The sequence below is a fragment of the Rhodococcoides sp. S146-33 genome (genome assembly GCF_059489205.1).
The window spans coordinates 17,913-40,466 of sequence record NZ_JCAJWY010000002.1 but is presented as its reverse complement, the minus strand read 5'-3'; the positions used below and the strand labels follow the sequence as shown (position 1 = coordinate 40,466).

The following is a 22,554-nucleotide window of genomic DNA, read 5'->3' as shown; positions in this document are numbered from 1 at the left end:
AGCACAATCATGTTACTGTTTGAGGATGAACGCAACCCCCGTGTCAGACGGTCTGTGGACAGAATCCGAGGCCGGAGTCCGGTTGACCGCCTCGAAATCCTCATCGTCACGGTTTCTGACGTTCCCAGCAGAACCGGGGCAGGAAATCGTGCCGCTGACGACCACAGGCACGTTGGTCACCTGGACCACGCAAGAATTCCGACCGCCGTCTCCCCCGTACACCGGCCCGCCAGAATTCGAGTCGTTCGGCGTCGGATACGTGGAATTCCCGGAGGGGATCATGGTCGAGGGCAGGTTGACCAGCTACGACCCTGCAATCCTCTCGATCGGTACACCGATGCGTACCATCCTCGTCCCCTTCGGCGAAGACACCGTCACTTTCGCTTTCGCGCCCATAGGGTCCGTCGGGGAGTCGCTGTGAGCAACGTGTCGATCATCGGGGTAGGCCTGCACCCGTTCGGGCGGTTCGATGGCAAGCAGGCACTCGACATGGGAGCCGAAGCCACCCAGCTTGCACTCGCCGACGCCGGCATCAAGTGGAAGCAGGTCCAACGCGGCTACGTGGGCAGTCACGAAGTCTCCAATCCGGACGCCGTCATCGGCAAACTCGGCTTGACCGGCATTCCGATGTACGGCGTCTTCAACGGCTGCGCAACGGCGCACACGTCGGTGGCGCTTGCGGCGGAGTCGATCGAGCACGGAGAAGCCGACATCGCGGTCGCCATCGGCTTCGACAAGCATCCGAAGGGAGCTTTCTCGGCTGACCCGTCGGTGTTGGGGCTACCGAACTGGTACGCAGAGACCGGACTCTTCCTCACGACGCACTTCTTCGGTATGAAGATCAACAGATACATGCAGCTTCACGGAATAACTCCGCACACGCTGGCAAAGGTGGCCGCGAAGAACTTCGCGAACGGTTCGTTGAACGACAAGGCGTGGCGCCGAACACCCAAGACCGAACAGCAGATTCTCGACGCGCCGTACCTCAATTACCCGCTCACGCAATTTATGTACTGTGCACCCAACGAGGGCGCTGCTGCCGTCGTTCTGTGCAGGCGCGATCTGGCCTCCAAGTACAGCAGTACGCCGATCCATCTCGCGGCGAGCGCCCTGCGTACACGCCAAGACGGAGCATTCGAGATGCAGTCTCCGTCCCTGGCACCCGCAGGACCGTCGAGCCCCAGCGTCGCAGCGTCCCACGCTGCATTCGAGATTGCCGGGATCGGGCCGACCGACGTCGACGTCGCGCAATTGCAGGACACCGATGCTGGATCCGAGGTCATTCATCTCGCCGAGAACGGCTTCTGCGCCGATGGCGACCAGGAGAAGTTGATCGCGGAGGGTTACACCGAAATCGGCGGCGGACTACCGGTCAACACCGACGGAGGTTTGATGGCAAACGGCGAGCCGATCGGCGCCTCCGGTCTTCGTCAAATCCACGAGATCGTCGTCCAGCTGCGAGGGGAGGCCGGAAAGCGTCAGATCCAAGGTCCCGCGCGAGTCGGCTACACCCATCTTTACGGCTCACCAGGGACCGGTGCCGTCACCATCCTTACGAGATGAGCAGAGACAGACGATGAACAGCAATCACTGCGCACCGCCTGGTGACCGACTCTTCTCTGCCGACTGGAACGAACGCATTGCGGTGGTAGCAGAACCCTCGGGCGTCACCCTTTCCTATGCGGAACTCGAGGCCGAGTCCAACCGCGTCGCCCATCTGTTCAGGTCCACGGGACTAGCACGTGGCCAGAGCATCGCGATTGTCATGGACAACAGCATCGAATTCTTGGTTCTCGCATGGGCTGCGCAACGAACTGGGCTGTACTACGTCGGCGTCAACACACACCTGACCGCTGCCGAAGCGCAGTACATCATCTCCGATTCGGGGGCGGTAGCGGTGATCGCGGGTGCACGGTTCGTCCACGTCGTGGCGGGTGTGGAGGGGCCCAGCCTGTTCTACGTGGTGAGCGGTCCGACCCCATCAGGGTGGGAGGCCCTCGACGCGTCAGGATTTCCCGATACTCCGGTCGTCGACGGCAGCGAGGGCGACTTCATGCTCTATTCGTCCGGAACAACAGGTCGTCCCAAAGGAATTCAGAGAGAACTCACCGCGCACGACCTCGGCACCTATATCGACCGGCCCGGCCAATGGTTGTCCGGACTACTCGGATTTCGGGCCGGAGACACCTATCTTTGTCCAGCACCGCTCTACCACGCGGCACCCCTCGGATGGTCGATGGCGGTCAACCGACTGGGCGGAACCGTCGTGGTCATGCAACAGTTCGATGCGGCCCACGCATTGGAGTTGATCGAACTGCATCGAGTGACTCACAGCCAGTGGGTCCCCACCATGTTCGTCCGGATGCTCAAGTTACCGGACGAGATTCGATCACAGTTCGATCTGTCATCTCATCGGGTCGCGGTTCACGCTGCGGCTGCCTGCCCGATCGAAGTCAAACGTCAGATGATCGACTGGTGGGGCCCGATCCTGTTCGAGTTCTATTCGAGCACGGAAGGCATGGGCGCCACGGCAATTCGCTCCGATGAATGGCTCGAACGGCCGGGATCGGTCGGTTTACCTCTGCTGGGAGCGCCGATCATTCTCGACGACGACGGAAACGAGCTTCCGCCTGGCGAAATCGGCACCGTGTGGTTTTCGGGCGGCGCGGAATTCCGGTATCGAGGCGATCCGGGCGCTACCGCCGCGGCACGCGACGAGGGGACGTCCCGCGCAAGCGTCGGTGACGTCGGATATCTGGACAAAGACGGATATCTGTACCTGGCGGGCAGGCGATCGCACCTCGTCATCTCCGGCGGAGTAAACATCTATCCGCAGGAGATCGAGAACACACTCATCATGCATCACGAGGTCCTCGATGTAGCGGTCATCGGCGTCCCCGACGACGAGATGGGTGAGTCACTGCTCGCCGTCGTGCAACCAGTCGATGCATCCATCCACACCGATGTGCTCGCAGCGAAGTTGATCGAATTCGCCCGCGAGCACCTTGCTGGCTACAAGGTGCCCCGGTCGTTCCGGTTCGTCGATTCCTTGCCACGCACACCAACCGGGAAACTGCTTGTGCGGTCAATTTCGACCGTGTGAGGCGCGCATCGGTCGAATCAGACCTTCCTGCATCACCGATGCCACCAACGCGCCGGTGCGGTCGAACAATCGTCCCTGCACCAGACCACGTCCGCCGGCCGCCGATGGCGACACCTGGTCGTACAGAAGCCAATCGTCGATGCGAAATGGCCGATGGAACCAGACAGCGTGATCGAGTGAAGCCACTTGAAAACCAGCATGATTCGGCGAAACATTATGCGGGACGAGGGCCGCCGACAAAAGCATGAGATCGCTGACACACGTCAACACGCAACTGTGAGCGGCTTGCTCGTCAGGCAAGGCGGCCACGGTCCGTAACCATGCCTGACCGTGCGATGTTCCAGGCACGACCTCGGTTCGGGCGGCAGCTTCCGCCGCGGGCAGTATCGGCCTGATGTCCATCGCACCCCACTCACGATAGAACTCCGGCCACGTCCCGGGATCACCGTTCATGACGTCGAGCAAAGGAGTCAACTCGAGTGGATCGGGCACCACCGGCTGCACCACCTGGTGGTCGACTCCTGACTCCTCCACATGAAACGACGCATCCATCGTGAAGATCGTCCGGTTGCCTTGCTGGGCGGTGATTCGACGCGTGGAGAAGGTTCGGCCATCCCTCATCGACTCCACCTCGTATTCGATCGGCATTCCCACATGGCCAGGCCGCAGGAAGTAAGCGTGGAGCGAATGAATGGTCCGGTCGGGGTCGACAGTGCGGCATGCGGCCGTTGTGGCCTGTCCGGCGACCAGGCCACCGAATACACGCGGGAGGGACGAATGCCGGGATTCGTTCCCGGAGAATCGGTTCGGTTCGATCTGCTGTACGTCCAGCAGTGAAACCAGCGCTTCCGTCGTATCTGTCACAGTTGCTCCGTGTTCGAGTAGCAGTAAAGTATATAGTTTAATAAACATACCCTTTAGAACTGAGGAAGACATGCCTGAGGCCGTCATCGTTGCCACCGCAAGAACTCCCATCGGACGCGCCTTCAAGGGATCCTTGGCTTCACTGCGTCCCGACGATCTGGCGGTCTTCGCGATTCGCACCGCGATGGACAAGGTGCCCGAGCTCGGCCCGGAACACATCGCCGACTTGATCCTCGGATGCGGCGCACCCGGCGGTGAACAGGGCTTCAACATGGCGCGGGTTGCCGCAGTGGCGCTCGGTTGGGACACCGTTCCGGGTACAACCGTTACTCGATACTGCGCCTCGAGTCTGCAGGCGGCACGGATGGCGATGCACGCGATCAAGGCCGGTGAAGGCTCGGCATTCATTGCCGCAGGCGTGGAAGCGAGCAGCCGGTCCAGACTGGGAACGAGTGACAGCCCCCCGGTGGCCGATGATGCAGACCCGAGGAACAAGTCTGGTAATCCCTGGGTCAACGGCGCTTTCGCCGACGCTCAGATGCGGACTCGCAGCATGGCCGAAGTCGGTGACGAATGGATCGACCCCCGTCTGGACGGCACACTTCCCGACGTGTACATATCGATGGGACAGACGGCCGAAAACGTTGCGGGACTTCGTAACGTCAGCAGGGCCGACCAGGATAGATTCGCGGCCCGGTCACAACAGCGCGCCGAGCGCGCAGTCTCCGAGGGTTTCTGGGCACGGGAAATATCTCCGGTGACGCTGCCCGACGGGACACGGATCACCGCCGACGACTGCCCACGACCAGGTACCACCGCCGAAGGTCTCGCGGCTCTGCGCCCGGTCTTCCGCCCGAACGGTACTGTGACAGCCGGCAATGCATGTCCACTCAACGACGGCGCAGCGGCGCTGGTCATCATGAGCGACGTCAAGGCGAAAGAACTGGGACTGAAGCCTCTTGCGCGAATTGTCGCAACGGGCGTGACCGCATTGTCGCCCGAGATCATGGGCCTCGGCCCTGTAGAAGCGACTCGACAGGCCTTGACACACGCGTCCATGTCCATCTCCGACATCGATCTGTTCGAGATCAACGAAGCCTTTGCCGCACAGGTCATTCCGTCCTACGAAGAGCTTGGCGTAGACGAAGAAAAGGTGAATGTCAACGGTGGTGCGATTGCCGTCGGCCACCCGTTCGGAATGACCGGCGCACGAATCGCCACCACCTTGATCAACTCGATGCAGTGGCATGACAAGCAATTCGGAATCGAGACGATGTGTGTCGGCGGTGGCCAGGGAATGGCAATGATCCTCGAGCGTCTCAGTTGAGTGCCGAGGAGCCGGCCGTGCGGACCGGAACGGTTTCACCCCACGCCATGGAGACAACCGGCGTGCGGGTCTCCGACTTGCGGTGAATGTAGCCTTCCTGCTGTGGGTTCGGGATCTCGCCGAGATGCATCCGTCCTTCGACCCGCGCTTCGCAGACCCAGGTCTCGCCGTCGATCTCGTACTCGAGGCCGTCGTGCCAGTATCCGCCGGAATCGCGAGTCACATGAGCTGACATGGTCTTCGCTGCAGTGACCGTGCCAGAACTGTCGGCGATCAGCCCGACGTGGAACCGGCGCTCGCCGGCCACGAAGTGGCCCACCTCCGTCGTCCCGTCCTCCCATCGGTTCGCCCAGGAATACCAGGTGAAGTATTCGGCGTCGTGTAGCGGATCGTTGGTCACGTAGAGACGAGACCCGGGGTACATGTAAGCCTCTTCGTAAAACATGAACCCGCGCACCGGAACGCCGAGGACAGTGCCGGAGACTTCCCACGTCTGGGTCAGGTACAGCAATGCGGAACGGGGTCCGGGAAGGAACCACTGCATTGCGGGCGCGGCAACCCTTCCAGCCAGGTCGAGTACGCCGTCTTCTCGGTATTCCGTGTCGGTCGGCGACAACCGCAGACGCATGTCGCGGCCCTGCGCACCGTTCCTCGTCGAGATGAGCATTGCGTCGCCGTCGAGAGTCCTCGAGAGCTGATCACTGTCGGCGGCACCCTTGGGGGTGCGGTCGACCTTCATCCCCTCGGCTTCGGATGTCATGACGATGAGCCGTCCGGCCAGTGATCGCACATCGGCCGATGTCGAGTCGGTTCCGGTGTCGAACGGCATTCGCCGCATGTAGCTGTAGGCGCGACCGGCGTCGTCGCGCACTGTCCCCCAGACGTATCCGCTCTCACGTACCAGCCCGAGCACGCTGTCGTCGGACAGCCATTGATCGACATCGATTCGCCTGCCACTCGCCAACGCTGCGGATTCGAAGTCGGCGGTATTGCCCAGCAATGACATAGAAGAACTCCTCGTATCTCGGTGTCACTCGATTTGCCTTTCGGCAAGTAGCCGATCCTGCGCAGCTGAACGAACGGTCACGAAGCAGGCGCGGGCGGCCGGTAGAAGAGCGAGAGCTGCGCTGCGCCGGCAGCCACACCGCCTCCCAGACCGATGGCCAGGCCCCACCAGCCGTCGAAGATCGGAGACAGCCCCAGCGCGTTGTCGACGGACCACGTACCAGGTCCCATAGTCGCGACACCGACACCGACCGTGGCGAGAACGAGGTTGTATTCCCACCCGTTGCCCACCACGAAAAACCCCGAGCCTTTGTGGACCGTGTACGCGGCGACGAGCATGAGCGCAACGAACCCTGCCGCCGCGAACGACGTGAACAGGCCGACCGCGATCAGCACGCCTGCGGCAATCTCCGTCGACGCGGCCAGGAGCGCGTGCACTCGGCCCGGCCTCATCCCGATACTGTCGAACCATCCCGCCGTCCCGGGTATACGCCCGCCGCCGAAGAACTTGTTGTAACCGTGGGCGGCGAGGGTAAGCCCTGCCACCACACGCAAGAGGGCGACGCCGAAGTCGAACTGTTCACTCATCGAAGATCCACCCTCGCTCGCGCTACGCTTATTTGCCCTGCCATCTCGGGGGTCGCTTCTCGGCGAAGGCGGTCGATCCCTCGACGGCGTCCTGCGATTCGAAGACCGGCTTCATGAGCTTGCGCTGTTCCGAGAATGCCTCGCCCGCACCCCAGGATTGGGAGGCGAGCACGATCTCCTTTGTCGCCACGATGGCCAGCGGGCCGTTTGCCGTGATTCTCTCGGCCAATTCGAGGGCACCAGCCACAGCTCCACCCGCCGCAGTCAGACGGTTGACCAGGCCGTAGACCTTCGCCTCTTCGGCTGTGAAGGAATCACCCGTCAAGGCAAGCTCGAGGGCAATCTGATAGGGGATGCGCTTGGGAAGCCGAAGCAGTCCTCCGCCGCCGGCCACCAGCCCACGTTTGACTTCGGGTAATCCGAATTTCGCGTTGTCGGCAGCAACGATCAAATCGCACGCCAGCGCCAATTCGGTCCCACCTGCCAGTGCGAACCCTTCGACCGCCGCAATGATCGGTTTACGTGGAGGACGCTCGGTGAAACCCAGGCCTCTGCCCGGAACCTCGACGTCCTCGCCGGAGATGAAGGCCTTGAGATCCATACCAGCGCAGAAGTTTCCGCCCGAACCTGTAACGATCCCCACCGACAGAAGTGGATCGGAATCAAGCTGGTCGACGGCTTCGGCCAGCCCGAAGCTCACAGCGCGGTTGATCGCATTACGGGCCCCTGCCCGATCGATGGTGATCAGCAGTACCCTTCCACGACGTTCGACCACAACGGCCTCGGGATTGTGGGCCACAGTTTCTCCTCGGTCGGCGCGCAAAACCGGCGACGTGGACGACGAACCGGCAATAGTTAAATCAATGTACCATATTGATTTAGGTCGGAAGAGGCTCACCGACTTCGCATCGAAACCGCTCCAACGCTGTACAGTGCAATGATTAAACCTTTTCAGAATATGAACCAGGAGCGATCATGCGAGATGCAGTCATAGTCGATGCGGTGCGAACGCCGGTCGGTAAACGTAACGGCGGGTTGGCATCCGTGCACGCGGTCGCGCTCTCCGCACACGTTCTACGCGCGCTGGCCGACCGAACCGGCATAGATCCGGGCATCATCGAAGACGTGCATTGGGGCAACGTACTGAGTATCGGGCAACAGTCGGGCAACATCGGACGGATGGCCGTACTGGGTGCCGGATGGCCCGAGCACATTCCCGGATTCACCATCGACCGCCAGTGTGGATCGTCGCAGCAGGCGATCTCGACCGCGGCTGCGACCATCGTGTCCGGGCAAGCCGACGTCATCGTGGCCGGCGGAGTCGAAATGATGTCCGGAGTTCCGATGGGTGCGGCGAATGTCGAGGGAACGGGCGAGATGGGCGGGCCCGCTGTGGATCGTTACGCCGCGACACTGACGGAGCCAGGCTTCGGCGGTCGATTCAATCAAGGTGCCGGTGCCGAGAAGATTGCGCGCGAATGGAATCTGTCACGGACCCAACTCGACGAGTACTCGGTCAGATCCCACGAACTGGCCGCAGCCGCTCAGGACGCAGGTGCGTTCGATGCCGAGATTGCCCCCTACATCGCGGGCGGCGCGGATGTACGGATCGACGAGGGAATCAGGCGTGGATCGACGACCGAGAAGCTCGCCGCCCTCAAGACTCCGTTCCTCGAGGGCGGCGTCATCTCCGCGGGAAACGCGTCCCAGATTTCCGACGGTGCCGCCGCGCTGTTGATGATGACGTCCGACAAGGCGGCAGCCCTCGGCCTGACCCCTCTGGCCAGGGTGCACACCGCGGTCGTCACCGGAGACGATCCAGTGAAGATGCTGACCGGGCCCATTCCCGCTACAGCTCTGGCACTGAAGAAGTCCGGACTTTCGATCGATGACATCGATGCCTTCGAGGTCAACGAAGCCTTCGCGCCCGTCCCGCTGGCCTGGCAGATCGAGACCGGCGCGAAGATGGACCGACTGAACCCGAACGGCGGAGCCATCGCACTCGGCCATCCGCTCGGCGCTTCCGGCGCTCGTCTTGCCGCTACTCTGATTCATCACCTCCGCATTTCCGGCGGCCGGTATGGGCTGCAGACGATGTGTGAAGGCGGCGGAACCGCCAACGCCACCATCTACGAACGACTCTGATTGCTGGGACGACGAGAGGGGCGGCCTGGGGGCCGCCCCTCTCGTCGTTGCGTCTTGCGCTATTTGGGTCCGAAGCGTTGCGACCCGTCGAGTCGTACCACTTCACCGTTCATATAACCGTTCGTCAGCAAGAACGCTGCGAGATCGGCGAATTCGTCCGGTTCACCCAGACGCTTCGGGAACGGGACCGCCTCTGCGAACTTCGCCAGCGCTTGGGGGCCAACGCTTTCCATGAGCGGTGTACGCATCGTGCCGGGTGCGATCGAATTGAATCTGATTCCCACCGAACTCAGGTCGCGCGCACTGGAAACGGTCAATCCGATGACGCCGGCCTTCGCCGCGGCGTATGCCGTCTGACCGACCTGGCCTTCGTAACCCGCGATCGAGGAGGTCGCCACGATCGAGCCGCGTTCTCCCCCATCACCCGGCTCCGTTTTCGCGATCGCCGCAGCGACCAACCTCAGGACGTTGTAAGTACCGGTGAGATAGAGCGCGATCGTCTTGGTGAAGCCTTCCAACGTCGCGGGCTCACCTTGTCGCGATACCAGCCGTTCGGCTACCCCCCACCCACCGTGCGCTATTACCGCGTGTCGGAGACTTCCCAATTCGGTTGCGACACCGATGGTCCGAAGGACACTGTCCTCGTCCGTCACGTCCGTCACGGCGAACACCACCCGATCACCGAGTTCTTCGGCCAGTTCATTCGCCTTGTCCTCGGCAAGGTCTGCAATGACGACGGCAAATCCGTCCGCGTGAAGCCGCCGAACCACAGCCTCACCCAGTCCGCCGGCACCACCGGTCACGATCACTACCGAATTACTCGACGCCATTGAAATCTCCTTTTCCGTTGTAACAGATGCGGATTCGTCTTACTCACTGCTCATCACATGGCAACGCACTGCCGTCAACGCGGAAGTCCAAGTACTCGTTCCGATATGATGTTCTTCTGAATTTCGGCCGTCCCACCGTAAATTGTCTCCGCACGGGAGAGCAGGAACAGCTTCTGGGCATCGGCAGCAGGCGTGAACTCGTCGTCCATCACCAGCCCCGCACTGCCCTGTACATCGAGGGCGAGCTCTCCCAACCGCTGGTGCTGTGTCGATGCGAACAGCTTCGTGATGGCAGACGCTGCAGCGGTTTTCGCTCCCGGATCCCGACTGTCCGGATCCACCAAATCGGAAACGATCCGCAGATTGGTCGATCTCATCAGATTGACCGCGATGTAGGCGTCGACCAGTCGATGGCGCATCCGCGGGTCGGCACTCGCGCCGAGCTTTCTCGCCTGTTCGATGACCTCGCGAACTTCCCGCTCCATCGACAACTGCATCGGCATCAAAGCGGAACCGCGCTCCATACCGAGCGTGGCCATCACCACCTGCCAGCCACCGCCGACACTCCCGACGACCATATCGGCCGACGTGGTCGCCCCGTCGAAATAGCATTCGCTGAATTCGGTGGACCCCGCCAGGTTACGGATCGGCCGAATGTCCACCCCCGGCTGATCGACGGGAACCAGCAACAGCGTCAAGCCCTTGTGTCGCTTGGAGACATCGGGGTCGGTTCTGCACAGGACGTACAGCCAGTCTGCGTGTTGTCCGAAGGTCGTCCACACCTTCTGTCCATCTAAGGTCCAGGTGTCACCGGTCAGCACTGCCCTGGTACGTACAGCTGCCAGGTCCGATCCGGCACCCGGCTCGGAGAACCCCTGCCCCCACATTTCCTCGACAGACGCGATCTTGGGAAGAAAACGGGCCTTCTGCGCGTCTGTACCGAACGCGATCAACGTCGGTCCGAGAAGCTCCAGGCCTTGGGTTCCGATACGTGCCGGAGCGGCAGCCCGTGCGTATTCGTACTCGAACACGACTTCTTGGGCCACCGAGGCACCCCGGCCGCCGTATTCTTCGGGCCAGCTCAGCCCCAGCCATCCACCGGCCGCGAGTTCCTTCTCCCACGCCAGTCTGATGTCCCACGCCGAGTCGTCGGTCGGACTGCCGACGCCCCTGGCGTCAGCGAAATCCCCGACGAGATGCTGATCGAGCCAAGCGCGAATTTCGGCTCGGAAATCAGCCTCCTGCGGTGCAATGTCGATATCCATGTTTCTCCGTCGACGTCAGAACTCTAGTGGGGTGTACGGGTCGAACTTCGGTTGCCTTTTTTCGACGAGACTCGCCACACCCTCGGTGAAGTCGGGCTGGGCCTTGGCAAGAGTCAGTAAGTACTGCGCCCGCACCCGTGCGCTGTCCAAAGTCTGCTCGCTGTCTCGCCACACCTGCGATTTGATCATCGCCATTGCCACTGGCGAGACGTTGGAAGCAAGTTCACGCGCGTACCTCACCGCGTCATCTACGACCTGACCCGGATCCGACAGACGCTGTACCACACCGAGCGCAAGAGCTTCCTCCGCGAGGAACACACGCCCCGAGACCAACAGATCGAAGGCATTCGCGGGTCCGACCAGACGAGTGAGTACCCATGCGGTGGCATCCTCTGCTGGCAGGCCGCGACGAGAGAATGCGGTGGTGAACTTCGCACCCTTGACCGCAAACCTGTAGTCGAAGTTCAGCGCCTGCGCCAGACCGATTCCGGCACAAGCACCGTTGATTGCACCGATGATCGGCTTGGCTATCGTGGTCGCATAAGTCTGGGGGCGCCGATTCGTCGTGTACCGCTGGCCCTCTCGGACACTGTCCAGCACCTCGGGGTCCAAACCGGGGACAAACGAGTGTCCGGCTCCGGTGACCACGAGCGCCCGGACCTCCGGATCGGCCTCGGCGCGATCCAGCGCGTCGTAGAAGTCTGCTTCCATTGCCGCAGTCCACATATTGCGTCGCTCGGGCCGGCTCAACGTCAGGACCACAACGCCGTCCGCGTCCACCTCGTACAGCACGTTCTCACTCATTGCCACTCCATAGCGCACCGACTGCGGGTATCCGTGCCGACTTCGGGTCGAGGAAGTTCGGTTGGCGCTTCTCTACGAACGACGCAACGCCTTCGGTCGAATCGTTTCGGCGGCCCATCCAACGGAAGGTTTCCCACTCCCGATGGAACGCACGTTCACGGTCCGGCTCTTGAAGTAGCTCGTACGCAAGCGTTTTCGTCACGCCCACTGCAGACGGTGACGCCGTGGACGATATTTCCTCGGCGATGCTCATCGCACGTGCCAACACCTCGTCACCCGGTACCGCGTAGCTGGCCAAGCCCATGTCCCGTGCTTCCCGGCCCGAGAACAGGCGTCCGGTGAGCAGGAGTTCCATGGCAGTCGACATTCCGACCAGCTTCGGAAGCAGCCACAACGAATTCTGCTCGGGGATCAAGCCACGGCGAGTGAACACGAACCCGTACTTGGCGGATTCGTTGACGATTCGAATGTCCCACTGCAGCGGGAAGGTCAGGCCGAGGCCGACTGCGGCGCCGTTCAAGGCCCCGATGATCGGTGTCCGCATGGTCCACGGTCGCGGCCGATCACGCATCATCGACCGCGCCGTGTCGTGCTCCTCGTCGGAGAATGCGAAATTACTGCCGCCGGGCTCCAGATCGGCACCGGTGGAGAAAAACCGACCGCGACCCGTCACCACGATCGCCCGAACGTCGTCGGATTCGTCCAGCCGACGCAGTTGCTCGTGCAGTTCGATCTGCATCGCCGAGATGAAGCCGTTTCCTCGGTCCGGCCGATCGAGCCAGACAGTGGCAACGTGGTTCTCGCGCTCGACGGAGATCCCGTCGACCACCGTGTGTCTGCTCACACTAGGACCCCGCCCTTGTCGGTTCTTCTCGCGGCGATCCCGATCCATCGGAGTTGGGTCGAGCCTCCGCAACGAGCGCCGGAATGACCTCACTCAGTTCGGCTGGATCCCAGGGTGATTCGCGTTCGACACCGGGTCCCTTCACCCAGGTCTCGGCGACCGAGATCGATCCGCCCTTGACATTGAAAACGCGGCCCGTGATGTTGTGCGCTTCGGACGAAGCAAGCCACACGACCGGGGGCGAGATATTGGCCGGAGATCCGGCATCGAAGCCGGTGCGCTCCTTGATCTCGGCCATTTTTGCCACGTAGGCATCCAGTCCCTGAGTCATCTGAGTCAGTGCACTCGGCGCGATAGCGTTCACGGTGATGCCCAACCGAGCAAGCTCGTCCGCAAGAATGACCGTGAACGACGCGATGGCGGCCTTGGCGGCCCCGTAATTCGTTTGTCCCACATTGCCGTACAGCCCCGACGGCGACGACGTGTTGACGATTCTCGGGTGCGAGACCGGCGTTCCGGCCTTGTGTTGCTCGCGCCAGTACGCGACGGCATGCTTGGTCGGTGCAAAGGTTCCGCGAAGGTGCACTTTGATCACTGCGTCCCACATGTCGATGTCCATGTTGACGAACATCTTGTCCCGCAGGATGCCTGCGTTGTTGACCAACACGTGGAGGTCTCCGAACGCGTCGAGGGCCGTCTGCACGAGGCGACCGGCGCCGTCCCAGTCGGAGACGTCGTCGGAGTTGGCCACGGCCTCACCGCCGGCGGCCACGATCTCATCGACCACGTCCTGGGCCGGTCCCAGATCGTTGACGACCACCTTCGCGCCTTGCCGGGCGAATTCGAGCGCGTGTTCCCTACCGATTCCGCCTGCGGCACCGGTGACGATGACAACTCTTCCGTCGTGAAGTCCCATCGGTCTGTTCACTCCCTGTCTGTCGAATCATGTTGGAGTCGTGCGGGTATCACACTGGTTCGCCGAACACTGCGAGCGCGTTCGCGCCTAGGTAGCGCGCTCTGGCATCGGCGCTGAGCTCGATCGCCCTGCCCTCGACGATGGTTCGCTCGAAGGGCAGGATCGGGTAGTCCGACGCCCACATGATCTTGTTCTTCGCCCGCTTCTCGACGAGCCGCATGATCTCGTCCGGCACGTACTTCGGAGCCCAGCCGGCGGTCAGGGCGAAGACGTTGGGGTGCTTGATCAGCATCGCGGCGGTCTCCGAGATCCACGGGTCGCCCAGATGACTCATCGCGATCTTCAGATCGGGAAAGGCAAGGGCTACTTCGTCGACCAGGATCGTGCGCTGGAGTTTCGCCGGCTTCATCGGGCCCGGGACGCCGACGTTGATCGACACCACCGCGCCTTCGTCGCACGCGGCGGTATACATCGGGTAGGCGAGCTTGTCGTCTATCGCAATGCCGGTGAACATCGGAATGACTCGAAAGCACTTGATGCCATACTCTCGGACGGCGATGCGAACGTGCTTGGCGGCCTCGTAGCCCAGCCGCGGGTCGATTCCCACGGAGGTGACGAAGCGACCCGGATACTCCTTCTGAAAAGTGGCCAGTCTCTCGCACGTCTCGCGCAGCACTGCTTCACCGGTCTTGGTGCCGTGAACGAACGGTGGAGTGATGTCGCGAGGAGCCTTGCTGAGAACGCCGCCCGAGATTCCGAGCCGGTCCATCTCGGCAATGACATCACTCATGGTCTCGCCGCCTTCGTAGGCGCTGTTCCCACGCTTGAACCTCGCCACGACCGACGGATCGGGTGTCACCTCGCCCGGCAGGTACGGCAGGTTGATCCACGAGTCGAACACTCTCGGTGCGTTTTCGGTCATCGATTGGCTCACTTTCATCGTCCCATGTATGTCGGGCTGCGTTTTTCTTTCATCGCCGCCAGCGCCTCGGCTGCGTCCTCCGTCGCCGCGATGACGGCGAAGTGCGACGACACCAGATCCAGTGACGTTCGCAGGTCGGTCTTCGCCGACTGATAGGTCACTCGCTTGATGAACCGGGTAGTCATCGGCGCGTGCTGGGCAATGGACTCCGCGAAACGACGTGTCTCGGCCTCGAGGCTCTCCGGCTCGACGACACGATTCACCAGCCCGATGCGAAGCGCTTCATCGGCGTCCACGAAGTCGCCTGTCAACAGCAGTTCGAGCGCCTTGGCCGTTCCGACGATCCGCGGCAGGTAGTAACCTCCCCCGTCTCCTGGTGTCAGCCCGACTTTCACGTAGCCCTCGGACACCCGCGCCGATCTCGACATGATCCGCATGTCGCACATCAATGCCATGTCGAGCCCGGCACCCACCGCGACACCGTTGATCGACGCGATCACTGGCTTGTCCAGGTCCTCCAGCGCCAGCGCGACCTGATGAATGTCGTCGTGCAACTGGAGTTTTCGCTCCAACGGCGTCAGATTCGGGTTTGCGTTCGAGATCGAACCCAGGTCGACTCCTGAGCAGAACGCGCGATCGCCGGTGCCGGTGAGGACGACGACCCGGACACTGTCGTCGGTCTTCGCCGAGCGCAGTAGGTGCGCCCACTCCGCGATCATGTCGAACGTGAACGCGTTACGTTGCGCCGGTCGGTTGAGCCGGATGGTCCCGACGCCCTCGCTGACCATCCATTCCAGATCGGCCACTACGCCTCCTCATCGATCGATACCCAGCAATAGATTAATTATTATACTATAGGACCATGGCCTCTGACATCTACGAATCGAGCGCTCTGCCGCTATCCCGGGAGGATCTCCGATTCCGGGACGAACTACGGCAGTGGTTGCGTGAAAACCTCGTCGGCGAATTCATCGGACAATCCGAGCGAGGCGGTCCTGACGACGACGACAACTGGAACCTCCGTCGCCGATGGGAACGCAAGCTCGGCGAGGGAGGGTGGCTCGGACTGTCGTGGCCGAGAGAGTTCGGCGGCCGAGAAGCGACGATGACGCAGGAGATCGTTTTCGCGATGGAGTACGCAACCTCCGGGGCACCTCCACGTGCTGCCTTTCACGGAGAATCGTTGATGGCACCGACGGTGCTGTCGGTGGGTACGCCTGAGCAGAAGCGCCGATTGCTCCCACCGATGAGTAGGTCGGACGTCGTGTGGTGCCAGGGCTACTCGGAACCCGATGCCGGGTCCGATCTGGCGAACGTAGCGACTCGCGCGGTACTCGACGGTGACGAGTGGGTCGTGACCGGCCAGAAGATCTGGACCACGTTCGCCCACCATGCCGACTGGATCTTCGCCATTGTCCGCACCGAGCCGGGCTCGGCTCGCCATGCGGGTCTGTCTTACATGCTGATCCCGCTCGATCAACCAGGCGTCAACGTAGTGCCGATCCGGACTATGTTGGGAGACAGCGGGTTCAACGAAGTCTACTTCGACGGCGCGCGCACCTCCGCAGACAATGTGCTGGGTGATCGGGGCGACGGGTGGCGCGCCGCTATGACCACTTTGGGCCACGAGCGCGCAACCTCGGTTCTGAACTACCAATACTCGTTCCGGAGAGAGATGAACGAGGTGCTGACTCTGGCCGCCCAACGACAGAGTTTCGACGACCCTGTGTTGCGAGACCGACTAATCGACAGCTACATCGGTCTTCGGATCATGGGTCACAACAATTCCAGAACTCTCGTCGGCGCACTCCGGGACGGCAAGTTCGGCCCGGAGGCCTCGATCGGCAAGTACTACTGGTCCAGATGGCATCAACAGTTCACCGAGCTCGCGATGGATGTTCTCGGACCAGACGCTGCGCTCGGTACCGAGTGGGGCACCGGTCCGAGCACAGTGGCCGAATCGCTTCGACGGTCGTTCATCCGCGCGCGAGCAGAGACCATCTATGCCGGGTCCAGCGAGATCCAGAAGAACATCATCAGCGAACGAGTGATGAGGATGCCAAAGGAAGGCAAGGTCGGCGGACGATGACCGGAGTACTGGATGGAATTCGCGTACTCGACCTGAGTCGAATCCTTGCTGCTCCCTTTGCGACTCAAATGCTTGGGGATATGGGTGCTGACGTCATCAAAGTCGAGAGGCCGGGAGCCGGCGACGACGCACGCCAGTACGGCCCACCCTTCCTCCACGACAGCAACGGCGATCCGACCAGCGAGTCAGGCTTCTATTTGAGTTGCAACCGAAACAAACGTTCGATCACCGTCGAGTATTCGACACCGGACGGGGCCCGGATCATTCGAGATCTTGCGCTCGAGTCCGACGTCTTCGTCGAGAACTTCCGCAGCGGTGTATTGACGAAGTACGGGCTCGACTACGAAAGTCTTCACGCCCTCAATCCAAAACTCGTCTACTGCTCGGTCACCGGTTTCGGCCAGGACGGCCCCTACGCTCACCGACCTGGCTACGACGGGGTCTTCCAGGCCATGAGCGGGATGATGAGCGTGTCCGGCGTGCCTGACGGTGAACCCGGCGCTGGACCGATGAAGGTCGGGATTTCGATGGTCGACATTGTGGCGGGCCTATACGCCAGCAATGCAATCATTGCCGCCCTCTACCGCCGCGACGCGTCCGGTGGAGCAGGGCAACACGTCGACCTGTCATTGCTCGACTGTGGCGTGGCATCGTTGTCGCACTATGCCCAGAACTACCTGGTCGCCGGGGTGGCGGCACCCAGGCGTGGCAACGGCGGGTTCGGGGGCATTCCGTCGCAGTTGTTCCGTTGCGCCGACGACGACGTCTTCGTCGTAGCAAGCACGCCGAGTCAGTTCGCGGCGTTGGCGGGCGCACTCGGCAGGCCCGACCTCGTCGACGACCCTCGATTCGCCACGGTGTCCGCGCGCATTGCGCACCGAGACACCGTTCTGGACACTCTGCGCACCATATTCGAAACCCGCTCTGCTGCAGAGTGGGTGGCAGAATTGGAGGCAGCCGACGTGCCGGTCAGTCGGGTGAATTCGATGGAGGGCGTGTTCGCCGACCCGCAGGTACGGCATCGCGGTCTTCGCATATCGATCGACCATCCGACATCGGACACTGTCGATCTGATCCGAAATCCGATTCGCTTCTCGAACAACGAGATAGACGAATACACAGCGCCACCAAGACTGGGCGAGCATACACGTGACGTCATCGGTGGAGTACTGGGCCGGTCGACGGAGGAGATCGACCAACTCGCGGCCGACGGCGTCCTCTGATCGGGAGGTCCCTGGCGGACCCCACGCCAGGGTCCTCCGTTCACGACAGAATCTCTACCAATTTGGTGTCCGAGCTACCCACCATGTACTTCTCGACGCCGTCGAGATGCTTGCGCCAGAACGCTTGTGCTTTTGCGATATCACCCTGCCTCAACAGGCCGATCAACTTGCCGTACGCACGCTGCGCCGCCCTGTTGGCCGGTCGTTCGTGTTCGACGCCGTGCGCCGCGATGAACTGCTCGTTGTGCACGACGATGATGTGGTAGAGCATGCTCGAGATCAGGGCCAGCGCCTTGTTCCCGGACAGTTCGACGATCTTCTGATGGACAGTTGCATCGTGCCGAGCGAAAGCCACCGCCTCCCCGACCAAGTCGCTGCCCTTGTCCACCTCCTCCTGCAGTATGTCCAGACGGGGACCCGAACCGGTGCCGACGAGGTCGGTCAGGACCGATACCTCGATCGACGCTCGGGCGCGGTAGACATCCACCAGCGGTGCGCCGTGGTACTGCAGGAGCAGTCCGGTGAAGTTCGCCGCAACCTCCGTACTCGGGGCGAGCACTCGCGCTCCCCCATGCGCGCCGCGGAGCACCCTGATGATCGATTCGCTCTCCAGGATCCGGAACGCCTCACGCAAAGTGGGCCTCGAGACCCCGTACTTGTCCATCAACGCCGCCTCGGACGGCAGCGGGTCCCCGGGAGACAGCTCCCCCGTGACGATCTGCCGTCGAAGTTGCGCAGCCACCAGTTCACCGGCCTTGGGCACCCTCACGTGCTGCGATCTGAAATCGACGGCCATGCCACTCCCTGTCTTCGAACGCTATCAACCCGAAGTCTACTAGAGATCTAACCGATTGATATAGTTTAATAGTTACGCTCATTCGAATGCTTGATGCTCACGGCAGGAGTCTTCACATGAAACGCTCGATTTTCGAACCCGAACACGATGATTTCAGGCGGACCGCCCGAAGCTTCTTCGAGAAGCAGTGTGTGCCGCATTCGGAAGAATGGGAACAGCGCGGCTGGGTGGACCGCGAAGCATGGCTCGAGGCCGGGAAGCTGGGGTTGATCGGATGGCAGATGCCCGAGACCTACGGCGGGGCGGACATCGACGACTTCCGGTTCAACGCCATCCTGAACGAGGAATTTCACGCAACCGGCGCAGTCGGAATCGGGCTCGGCGTCCAGAACGACATCCTCGCCGGGTATTTCCGCGATCTCACGACGCCGGAGCAGAAAGATCGCTGGCTCCCGAAGTACGTGTCCGGCGAATACATCACCGCGATCGCGATGTCGGAACCCGGCGCTGGCTCGGATCTCGCCAACATCAAGACCTCCGCGAGGCGCGATGGTGACACTTACGTGCTGAACGGATCGAAAACGTTCATCTCGAACGGCCTGCTGGCCGATCTTGTCGTCGTCGTGTGCAGGACCGACCCCGATGCCGAAAAACCTCACCGCGGAATCAGTTTGCTCGTGGTCGAGACGGGCATGGAAGGGTTCACGCGCGGGCGCAAACTCGACAAGATCGGCCAGAAGTCCGCCGACACTGCGGAACTGTTCTTCGAAGATGTCCGGGTTCCCGCCGAGAACTTGATCGGGGAGGAGAACCGCGGCTTCTACCATCTGATGACAAATCTTCCGGCCGAGCGGCTCGGAATCGCCGTCCACGCGGTGGCGCAGGCGCGCCGCGCGTTGGAACTGACCGAAGCGTATGCCCACGAACGGAAAGCCTTCGGACAAGCGATAGGTTCGTTCCAGACCAACCGCCATGCGCTGGCGGAGATGCGCACGAAGATCAACGTGATGACAACGTACATCGATCAGTGCATCCTCGGTGTCAACGACAAATCGCTCACCGCCGACGAAGCGGCAGGTTCCAAGTGGTGGGCAACCGAAACACAGTGGGAGATCATCGACCGGTGCCTTCAGCTGCACGGCGGGTACGGATACATCAACGAGTACGAGATCGCACGGCTCTGGCGCGACGCGCGAGTACAGCGAATCTATGGCGGCACCAACGAAATCATGCTCGATATCGTCGGCAAATCCATGGGCTTCTAGACACCGCCGACCGGCCGGCACTTTCACGTGCCGGCCGGTTGTGCGTTCAGCTCGTGCGAACCAATTCGGCCGTCAGCGCCTTGTGCTCGGGTGAATTCACGCTGCGCCGTTCGGCCGCGATCGCATCGTCCAACACGGCATCCAAGACGAGTCCGGCGTGAGTGTTCATGATTCGCTTGGTATCCTGCAGGGCCGCAGCAGGCAACGCAACCAATTGCCGTGCCAACTCGGTGGCGGTGGCCATCACGTCGTCGGCGGCCACTACCCGGGTCAGCAACCCGAGTTCGAGTGCTACCGACGCCGGTATCCGCTTGCCCGTGAAGATGTACTCCTTCGCCTTCATCAACCCCATTGCCAACGGCCAGAGCAGCGCGGCACCATCAGCGGGCACCAAGCCGACGCCGAGGTGCGGATCGGCGAGAAAGGACCGCTCCGACGCCACCGCAAGGTCACACAGGGCCACCAGGCTTGCACCCAATCCGACGGCTGGTCCGTTCACCGCAGCGACGATCGGCTGGGGCAGGTTCAGCATGGCGAGAACTGTGCGGCGCGCCTCGTCGAACACCTCGTCCTGAATTGACTGATCCTCCTGCGTCGCAATCATTCTCGGAAAGTCTCCACCCGCACTGAAGGCGCGGCCGGCACCGGTCAACACCACACAGCGAATGGTGTCGTCGGCCGCGATCACGTCCCACACTTCTGCCAACTCGCGGTGCATGACTGCGTCGGCGGCGTTCATCGACTCCGGACGGTTAAGAGTGAGGAAGCAGATCCCTCCCTCGCACCGTGCGTCGATCGCTGTGAAGGTACCCAACTCCGGCTGACTGGACACGATTCGCTCCCTCGATTGCGGTAAACAGTAAGTTTATTATACCTTTTAAGAGCCTGCCTCAGGCGACTTGTCCACAGGAGTGTCCATGGTTCTCACTTTCACATCCGAACAAGAGCAACTTCGCGAGGTCACGCGGAAGTTCCTCGCCACACGTTCTTCCGAAGAGCGCGTCCGCCAGCACATGGAATCCGAGCTCGGTTTCGACCCGAAGGTCTGGCAGGAGATGGCCGATCAGATCGGGATTCAGTCGCTTGCCATCCCCGAGGAATACGGCGGTGCCGGTTACGGATTCAGCGAACTCGCCGTCGTTCTCGAGGAAGCAGGACGCAGCCTGCTCTGCGCACCTTTGATGTCGACAGTTGTCCTCGCCGCCAACGCCCTGCTGTTGTCCGAGGATACCGAGGCCTGCAACAGATATCTTCCGGCCATCGCCGATGGATCGCTCATCGCGACGGTTGCCATCACCGAAGCAACCGGCAAGTGGGACGAGTCCGGGATCTCGGCGTCCGCCACTCTCATCGACGGATCGTGGACGGTCAATGGCGTCAAACCCTATGTGCTCGATGGCAAGTCAGCGAGCCTGATCATAGTCGCCGCTCGAACGGACGCCGGAATCTCGCTGTTTCTCGTCGATCCGAGCACACAGGGGGTGACCGTCAAACCGCTGCAGACGATGGACACGACGCGACGTCAGGCCGCCATCGTTTTCGAAAGTGCGAACGCCGAGCTCCTGGGTGTGGACGGGGCCGGATGGGACACCGTTTCGAGCCTGCTCGACATCGCATCGGTCGCGTTGGCATGCGAGCAGGTCGGCGGATCGGCTTTCATGCTCGAAACCACTGTGGAATATCTTGGTGTACGTCAGCAATTCGGCCGGTCGATAGGTTCGTTCCAGGCCATCAAACACCGCTGCGCAGACATGCTTGTCGAACTCGAATCCTCGCGTTCGGCGGCATATTACGCGACGTCGACCATCTCGTCCACCGCCGATGACGCACCGGTAGCGGCGTCGGTCGCCAAGACCTATTGCTCGACATCTTTTCTCCATATCGCTGCCGAAGCGATCCAGATGCACGGCGGTATCGGATTCACGTGGGAACACCCGGCCCACCTGTATTTCAAGAGAGCCAAGACGTCCGAGATCATGTTCGGCAGTCCGTCTCATCATCGTGATCTGATCGCGGCGCAAATCGGAATCGTCTGAAAAAGGAGAGCTCATGCGAATATTCGAATCAGGAGACGACATTCTCGGTGCAGTGGGCGAGACGCTCGGTTCGAGCGCCTGGCTGGAGATCGACCAAGCGCGGGTCGACGCTTTCGCAGATGCCACCGGAGACAATCAATGGATTCACGTCGATGTCGAACGAGCCCAGAAAGAGAGCCCCTTCGGGACCACGATCGCCCACGGCTACCTTTCACTGGCCCTACTGCCGATGCTCGGTGGACAGATCTACGCATCCCGAGGTGCCAAGATGGGCGTCAATTACGGTTCCAACAAGGTGCGTTTTCCCACTCCGGTGCTCGTCGGGGCGAGGGTTCGCCTGACGTCGATTCTGTCCGAGGCATCCACTCTTGCCAACGGATCGATACAGATGGTCGTGACTCAGACATTGGACGTGGAGGGCAGTGACAAACCCGCCCTTGTCGCCGAGACAGTCAGCCGCCTCGTTTTCTGACCACCGGCAATCGAGTAGGGCAGAGTCGTATATGACGACTCTGCCCTTTCTCTCGTTTCG

The 22,554-nt window shown here is 61.7% G+C and carries 23 protein-coding genes; 10 read left to right on the top strand and 13 right to left on the bottom strand.

Annotation, left to right across the window (positions count from 1 at the left end):
* Positions 1 to 25 precede the first annotated feature (25 nt).
* The 3 genes from AC5WEY_RS08880 to AC5WEY_RS08870 are packed head-to-tail and all read left to right on the top strand — an operon-like array spanning position 26 to position 3,103.
* The gene (locus AC5WEY_RS08880) at positions 26 to 421 is read left to right on the top strand and encodes an OB-fold domain-containing protein (RefSeq protein ID WP_495645596.1); all 396 of its coding nucleotides are present in this window, start codon (positions 26 to 28) and stop codon (positions 419 to 421) included.
* Entirely contained in the window at positions 418 to 1,563 is a 1,146-nt protein-coding gene (locus AC5WEY_RS08875; protein ID WP_495645595.1) for a thiolase family protein, read from the top strand. Before AC5WEY_RS08880 ends, AC5WEY_RS08875 begins: the two co-directional genes overlap by 4 nt.
* 13 nt (positions 1,564 to 1,576) lie before the next feature.
* Entirely contained in the window at positions 1,577 to 3,103 is a 1,527-nt protein-coding gene (locus AC5WEY_RS08870; protein ID WP_495645594.1) for an AMP-binding protein, read from the top strand.
* Here the strand turns inward: AC5WEY_RS08870 and AC5WEY_RS08865 are convergent.
* On the bottom strand, positions 3,086 to 4,054 hold the full coding sequence (locus AC5WEY_RS08865; RefSeq protein WP_495645593.1) for an acyl-CoA thioesterase: 969 nt from the start codon (positions 4,052 to 4,054) through the stop codon (positions 3,086 to 3,088). The genes AC5WEY_RS08870 and AC5WEY_RS08865 overlap by 18 nt on opposite strands.
* Between AC5WEY_RS08865 and AC5WEY_RS08860 the strand changes: the two genes are divergently transcribed.
* Positions 4,038 to 5,294 (top strand): acetyl-CoA C-acetyltransferase, encoded by a 1,257-nt coding sequence (locus AC5WEY_RS08860; RefSeq protein WP_495645592.1) that lies wholly within the window; start codon positions 4,038 to 4,040, stop codon positions 5,292 to 5,294. The genes AC5WEY_RS08865 and AC5WEY_RS08860 overlap by 17 nt on opposite strands.
* On the opposite strand, the gene AC5WEY_RS08855 is transcribed toward AC5WEY_RS08860, so the two are convergent.
* From AC5WEY_RS08855 to AC5WEY_RS08845, 3 genes are all read right to left on the bottom strand, one after another.
* The gene (locus tag AC5WEY_RS08855) at positions 5,287 to 6,300 is read right to left on the bottom strand and encodes a hypothetical protein (RefSeq protein ID WP_495645591.1); all 1,014 of its coding nucleotides are present in this window, start codon (positions 6,298 to 6,300) and stop codon (positions 5,287 to 5,289) included. The genes AC5WEY_RS08860 and AC5WEY_RS08855 overlap by 8 nt on opposite strands.
* A 77-nt stretch (positions 6,301 to 6,377) precedes the next feature.
* Positions 6,378 to 6,887, bottom strand: a complete 510-nt coding sequence (locus AC5WEY_RS08850) for a DoxX family protein (RefSeq protein ID WP_495645590.1) — start codon at positions 6,885 to 6,887, stop codon at positions 6,378 to 6,380.
* Between the two features lie 28 nt (positions 6,888 to 6,915).
* The gene (locus AC5WEY_RS08845) at positions 6,916 to 7,686 is read right to left on the bottom strand and encodes a crotonase/enoyl-CoA hydratase family protein (RefSeq protein ID WP_495645589.1); all 771 of its coding nucleotides are present in this window, start codon (positions 7,684 to 7,686) and stop codon (positions 6,916 to 6,918) included.
* A gap of 176 nt (positions 7,687 to 7,862) precedes the next feature.
* Between AC5WEY_RS08845 and AC5WEY_RS08840 the strand changes: the two genes are divergently transcribed.
* A complete protein-coding gene (locus AC5WEY_RS08840; RefSeq protein ID WP_495645588.1) occupies positions 7,863 to 9,032 on the top strand; it encodes a thiolase family protein in 1,170 nt (389 codons plus the stop codon).
* Between the two features lie 59 nt (positions 9,033 to 9,091).
* On the opposite strand, the gene AC5WEY_RS08835 is transcribed toward AC5WEY_RS08840, so the two are convergent.
* The 7 genes from AC5WEY_RS08835 to AC5WEY_RS08805 all read right to left on the bottom strand — a co-directional run bounded on the left by AC5WEY_RS08835 (position 9,092) and on the right by AC5WEY_RS08805 (position 15,419).
* Complete coding sequence (locus tag AC5WEY_RS08835) at positions 9,092 to 9,862, bottom strand: SDR family oxidoreductase (RefSeq protein WP_495645587.1); 771 nt, start codon at positions 9,860 to 9,862, stop codon at positions 9,092 to 9,094.
* 74 nt (positions 9,863 to 9,936) lie between these two features.
* The gene (locus AC5WEY_RS08830; protein WP_495645586.1) at positions 9,937 to 11,127 is read right to left on the bottom strand and encodes an acyl-CoA dehydrogenase family protein; all 1,191 of its coding nucleotides are present in this window, start codon (positions 11,125 to 11,127) and stop codon (positions 9,937 to 9,939) included.
* A 15-nt stretch (positions 11,128 to 11,142) separates the two neighbouring features.
* Positions 11,143 to 11,931, bottom strand: coding sequence for an enoyl-CoA hydratase-related protein (locus tag AC5WEY_RS08825; RefSeq protein WP_495645585.1), 789 nt, complete (start codon positions 11,929 to 11,931; stop codon positions 11,143 to 11,145).
* Positions 11,924 to 12,775, bottom strand: a complete 852-nt coding sequence (locus AC5WEY_RS08820) for an enoyl-CoA hydratase-related protein (RefSeq protein WP_495645584.1) — start codon at positions 12,773 to 12,775, stop codon at positions 11,924 to 11,926. The genes AC5WEY_RS08825 and AC5WEY_RS08820 overlap by 8 nt, the downstream gene beginning before the upstream one ends.
* Before the next feature lies 1 nt (position 12,776).
* Positions 12,777 to 13,691, bottom strand: a complete 915-nt coding sequence (locus AC5WEY_RS08815; protein WP_495645583.1) for an SDR family oxidoreductase — start codon at positions 13,689 to 13,691, stop codon at positions 12,777 to 12,779.
* A 49-nt stretch (positions 13,692 to 13,740) separates the two neighbouring features.
* Positions 13,741 to 14,613: an amidohydrolase family protein gene (locus AC5WEY_RS08810; protein ID WP_495645582.1), complete on the bottom strand. Its 873-nt coding sequence runs from the start codon at positions 14,611 to 14,613 to the stop codon at positions 13,741 to 13,743.
* Positions 14,614 to 14,627: 14 nt separating this feature from the next.
* Positions 14,628 to 15,419 (bottom strand): enoyl-CoA hydratase/isomerase family protein, encoded by a 792-nt coding sequence (locus AC5WEY_RS08805; RefSeq protein ID WP_495645581.1) that lies wholly within the window; start codon positions 15,417 to 15,419, stop codon positions 14,628 to 14,630.
* 56 nt (positions 15,420 to 15,475) lie between these two features.
* Between AC5WEY_RS08805 and AC5WEY_RS08800 the strand changes: the two genes are divergently transcribed.
* Both AC5WEY_RS08800 and AC5WEY_RS08795 read left to right on the top strand, forming a co-directional pair.
* The gene (locus tag AC5WEY_RS08800; protein WP_495645580.1) at positions 15,476 to 16,702 is read left to right on the top strand and encodes an acyl-CoA dehydrogenase family protein; all 1,227 of its coding nucleotides are present in this window, start codon (positions 15,476 to 15,478) and stop codon (positions 16,700 to 16,702) included.
* Positions 16,699 to 17,925 (top strand): CaiB/BaiF CoA transferase family protein, encoded by a 1,227-nt coding sequence (locus AC5WEY_RS08795; protein WP_495645579.1) that lies wholly within the window; start codon positions 16,699 to 16,701, stop codon positions 17,923 to 17,925. Before AC5WEY_RS08800 ends, AC5WEY_RS08795 begins: the two co-directional genes overlap by 4 nt.
* Positions 17,926 to 17,965: 40 nt before the next feature.
* On the opposite strand, the gene AC5WEY_RS08790 is transcribed toward AC5WEY_RS08795, so the two are convergent.
* Entirely contained in the window at positions 17,966 to 18,721 is a 756-nt protein-coding gene (locus AC5WEY_RS08790) for a FadR/GntR family transcriptional regulator (protein ID WP_495645578.1), read from the bottom strand.
* A 116-nt stretch (positions 18,722 to 18,837) separates the two neighbouring features.
* On the opposite strand from AC5WEY_RS08790, the gene AC5WEY_RS08785 reads away from it, so the two are divergent.
* Positions 18,838 to 19,986 carry an acyl-CoA dehydrogenase family protein gene (locus AC5WEY_RS08785; protein WP_495645577.1) on the top strand — a complete coding sequence of 383 codons (1,149 nt, stop codon included), beginning with the start codon at positions 18,838 to 18,840 and terminating at the stop codon, positions 19,984 to 19,986.
* Between the two features lie 46 nt (positions 19,987 to 20,032).
* Here AC5WEY_RS08785 and AC5WEY_RS08780 read toward each other — a convergent pair whose 3' ends face one another.
* Complete coding sequence (locus AC5WEY_RS08780; RefSeq protein ID WP_495645576.1) at positions 20,033 to 20,818, bottom strand: enoyl-CoA hydratase/isomerase family protein; 786 nt, start codon at positions 20,816 to 20,818, stop codon at positions 20,033 to 20,035.
* Positions 20,819 to 20,903: 85 nt separating this feature from the next.
* On the opposite strand from AC5WEY_RS08780, the gene AC5WEY_RS08775 reads away from it, so the two are divergent.
* Positions 20,904 to 22,022 carry an acyl-CoA dehydrogenase family protein gene (locus tag AC5WEY_RS08775; protein ID WP_495645575.1) on the top strand — a complete coding sequence of 373 codons (1,119 nt, stop codon included), beginning with the start codon at positions 20,904 to 20,906 and terminating at the stop codon, positions 22,020 to 22,022.
* Positions 22,023 to 22,035: 13 nt separating this feature from the next.
* Positions 22,036 to 22,494, top strand: coding sequence for a MaoC family dehydratase (locus tag AC5WEY_RS08770; RefSeq protein WP_495645574.1), 459 nt, complete (start codon positions 22,036 to 22,038; stop codon positions 22,492 to 22,494).
* Positions 22,495 to 22,554 lie beyond the last annotated feature (60 nt).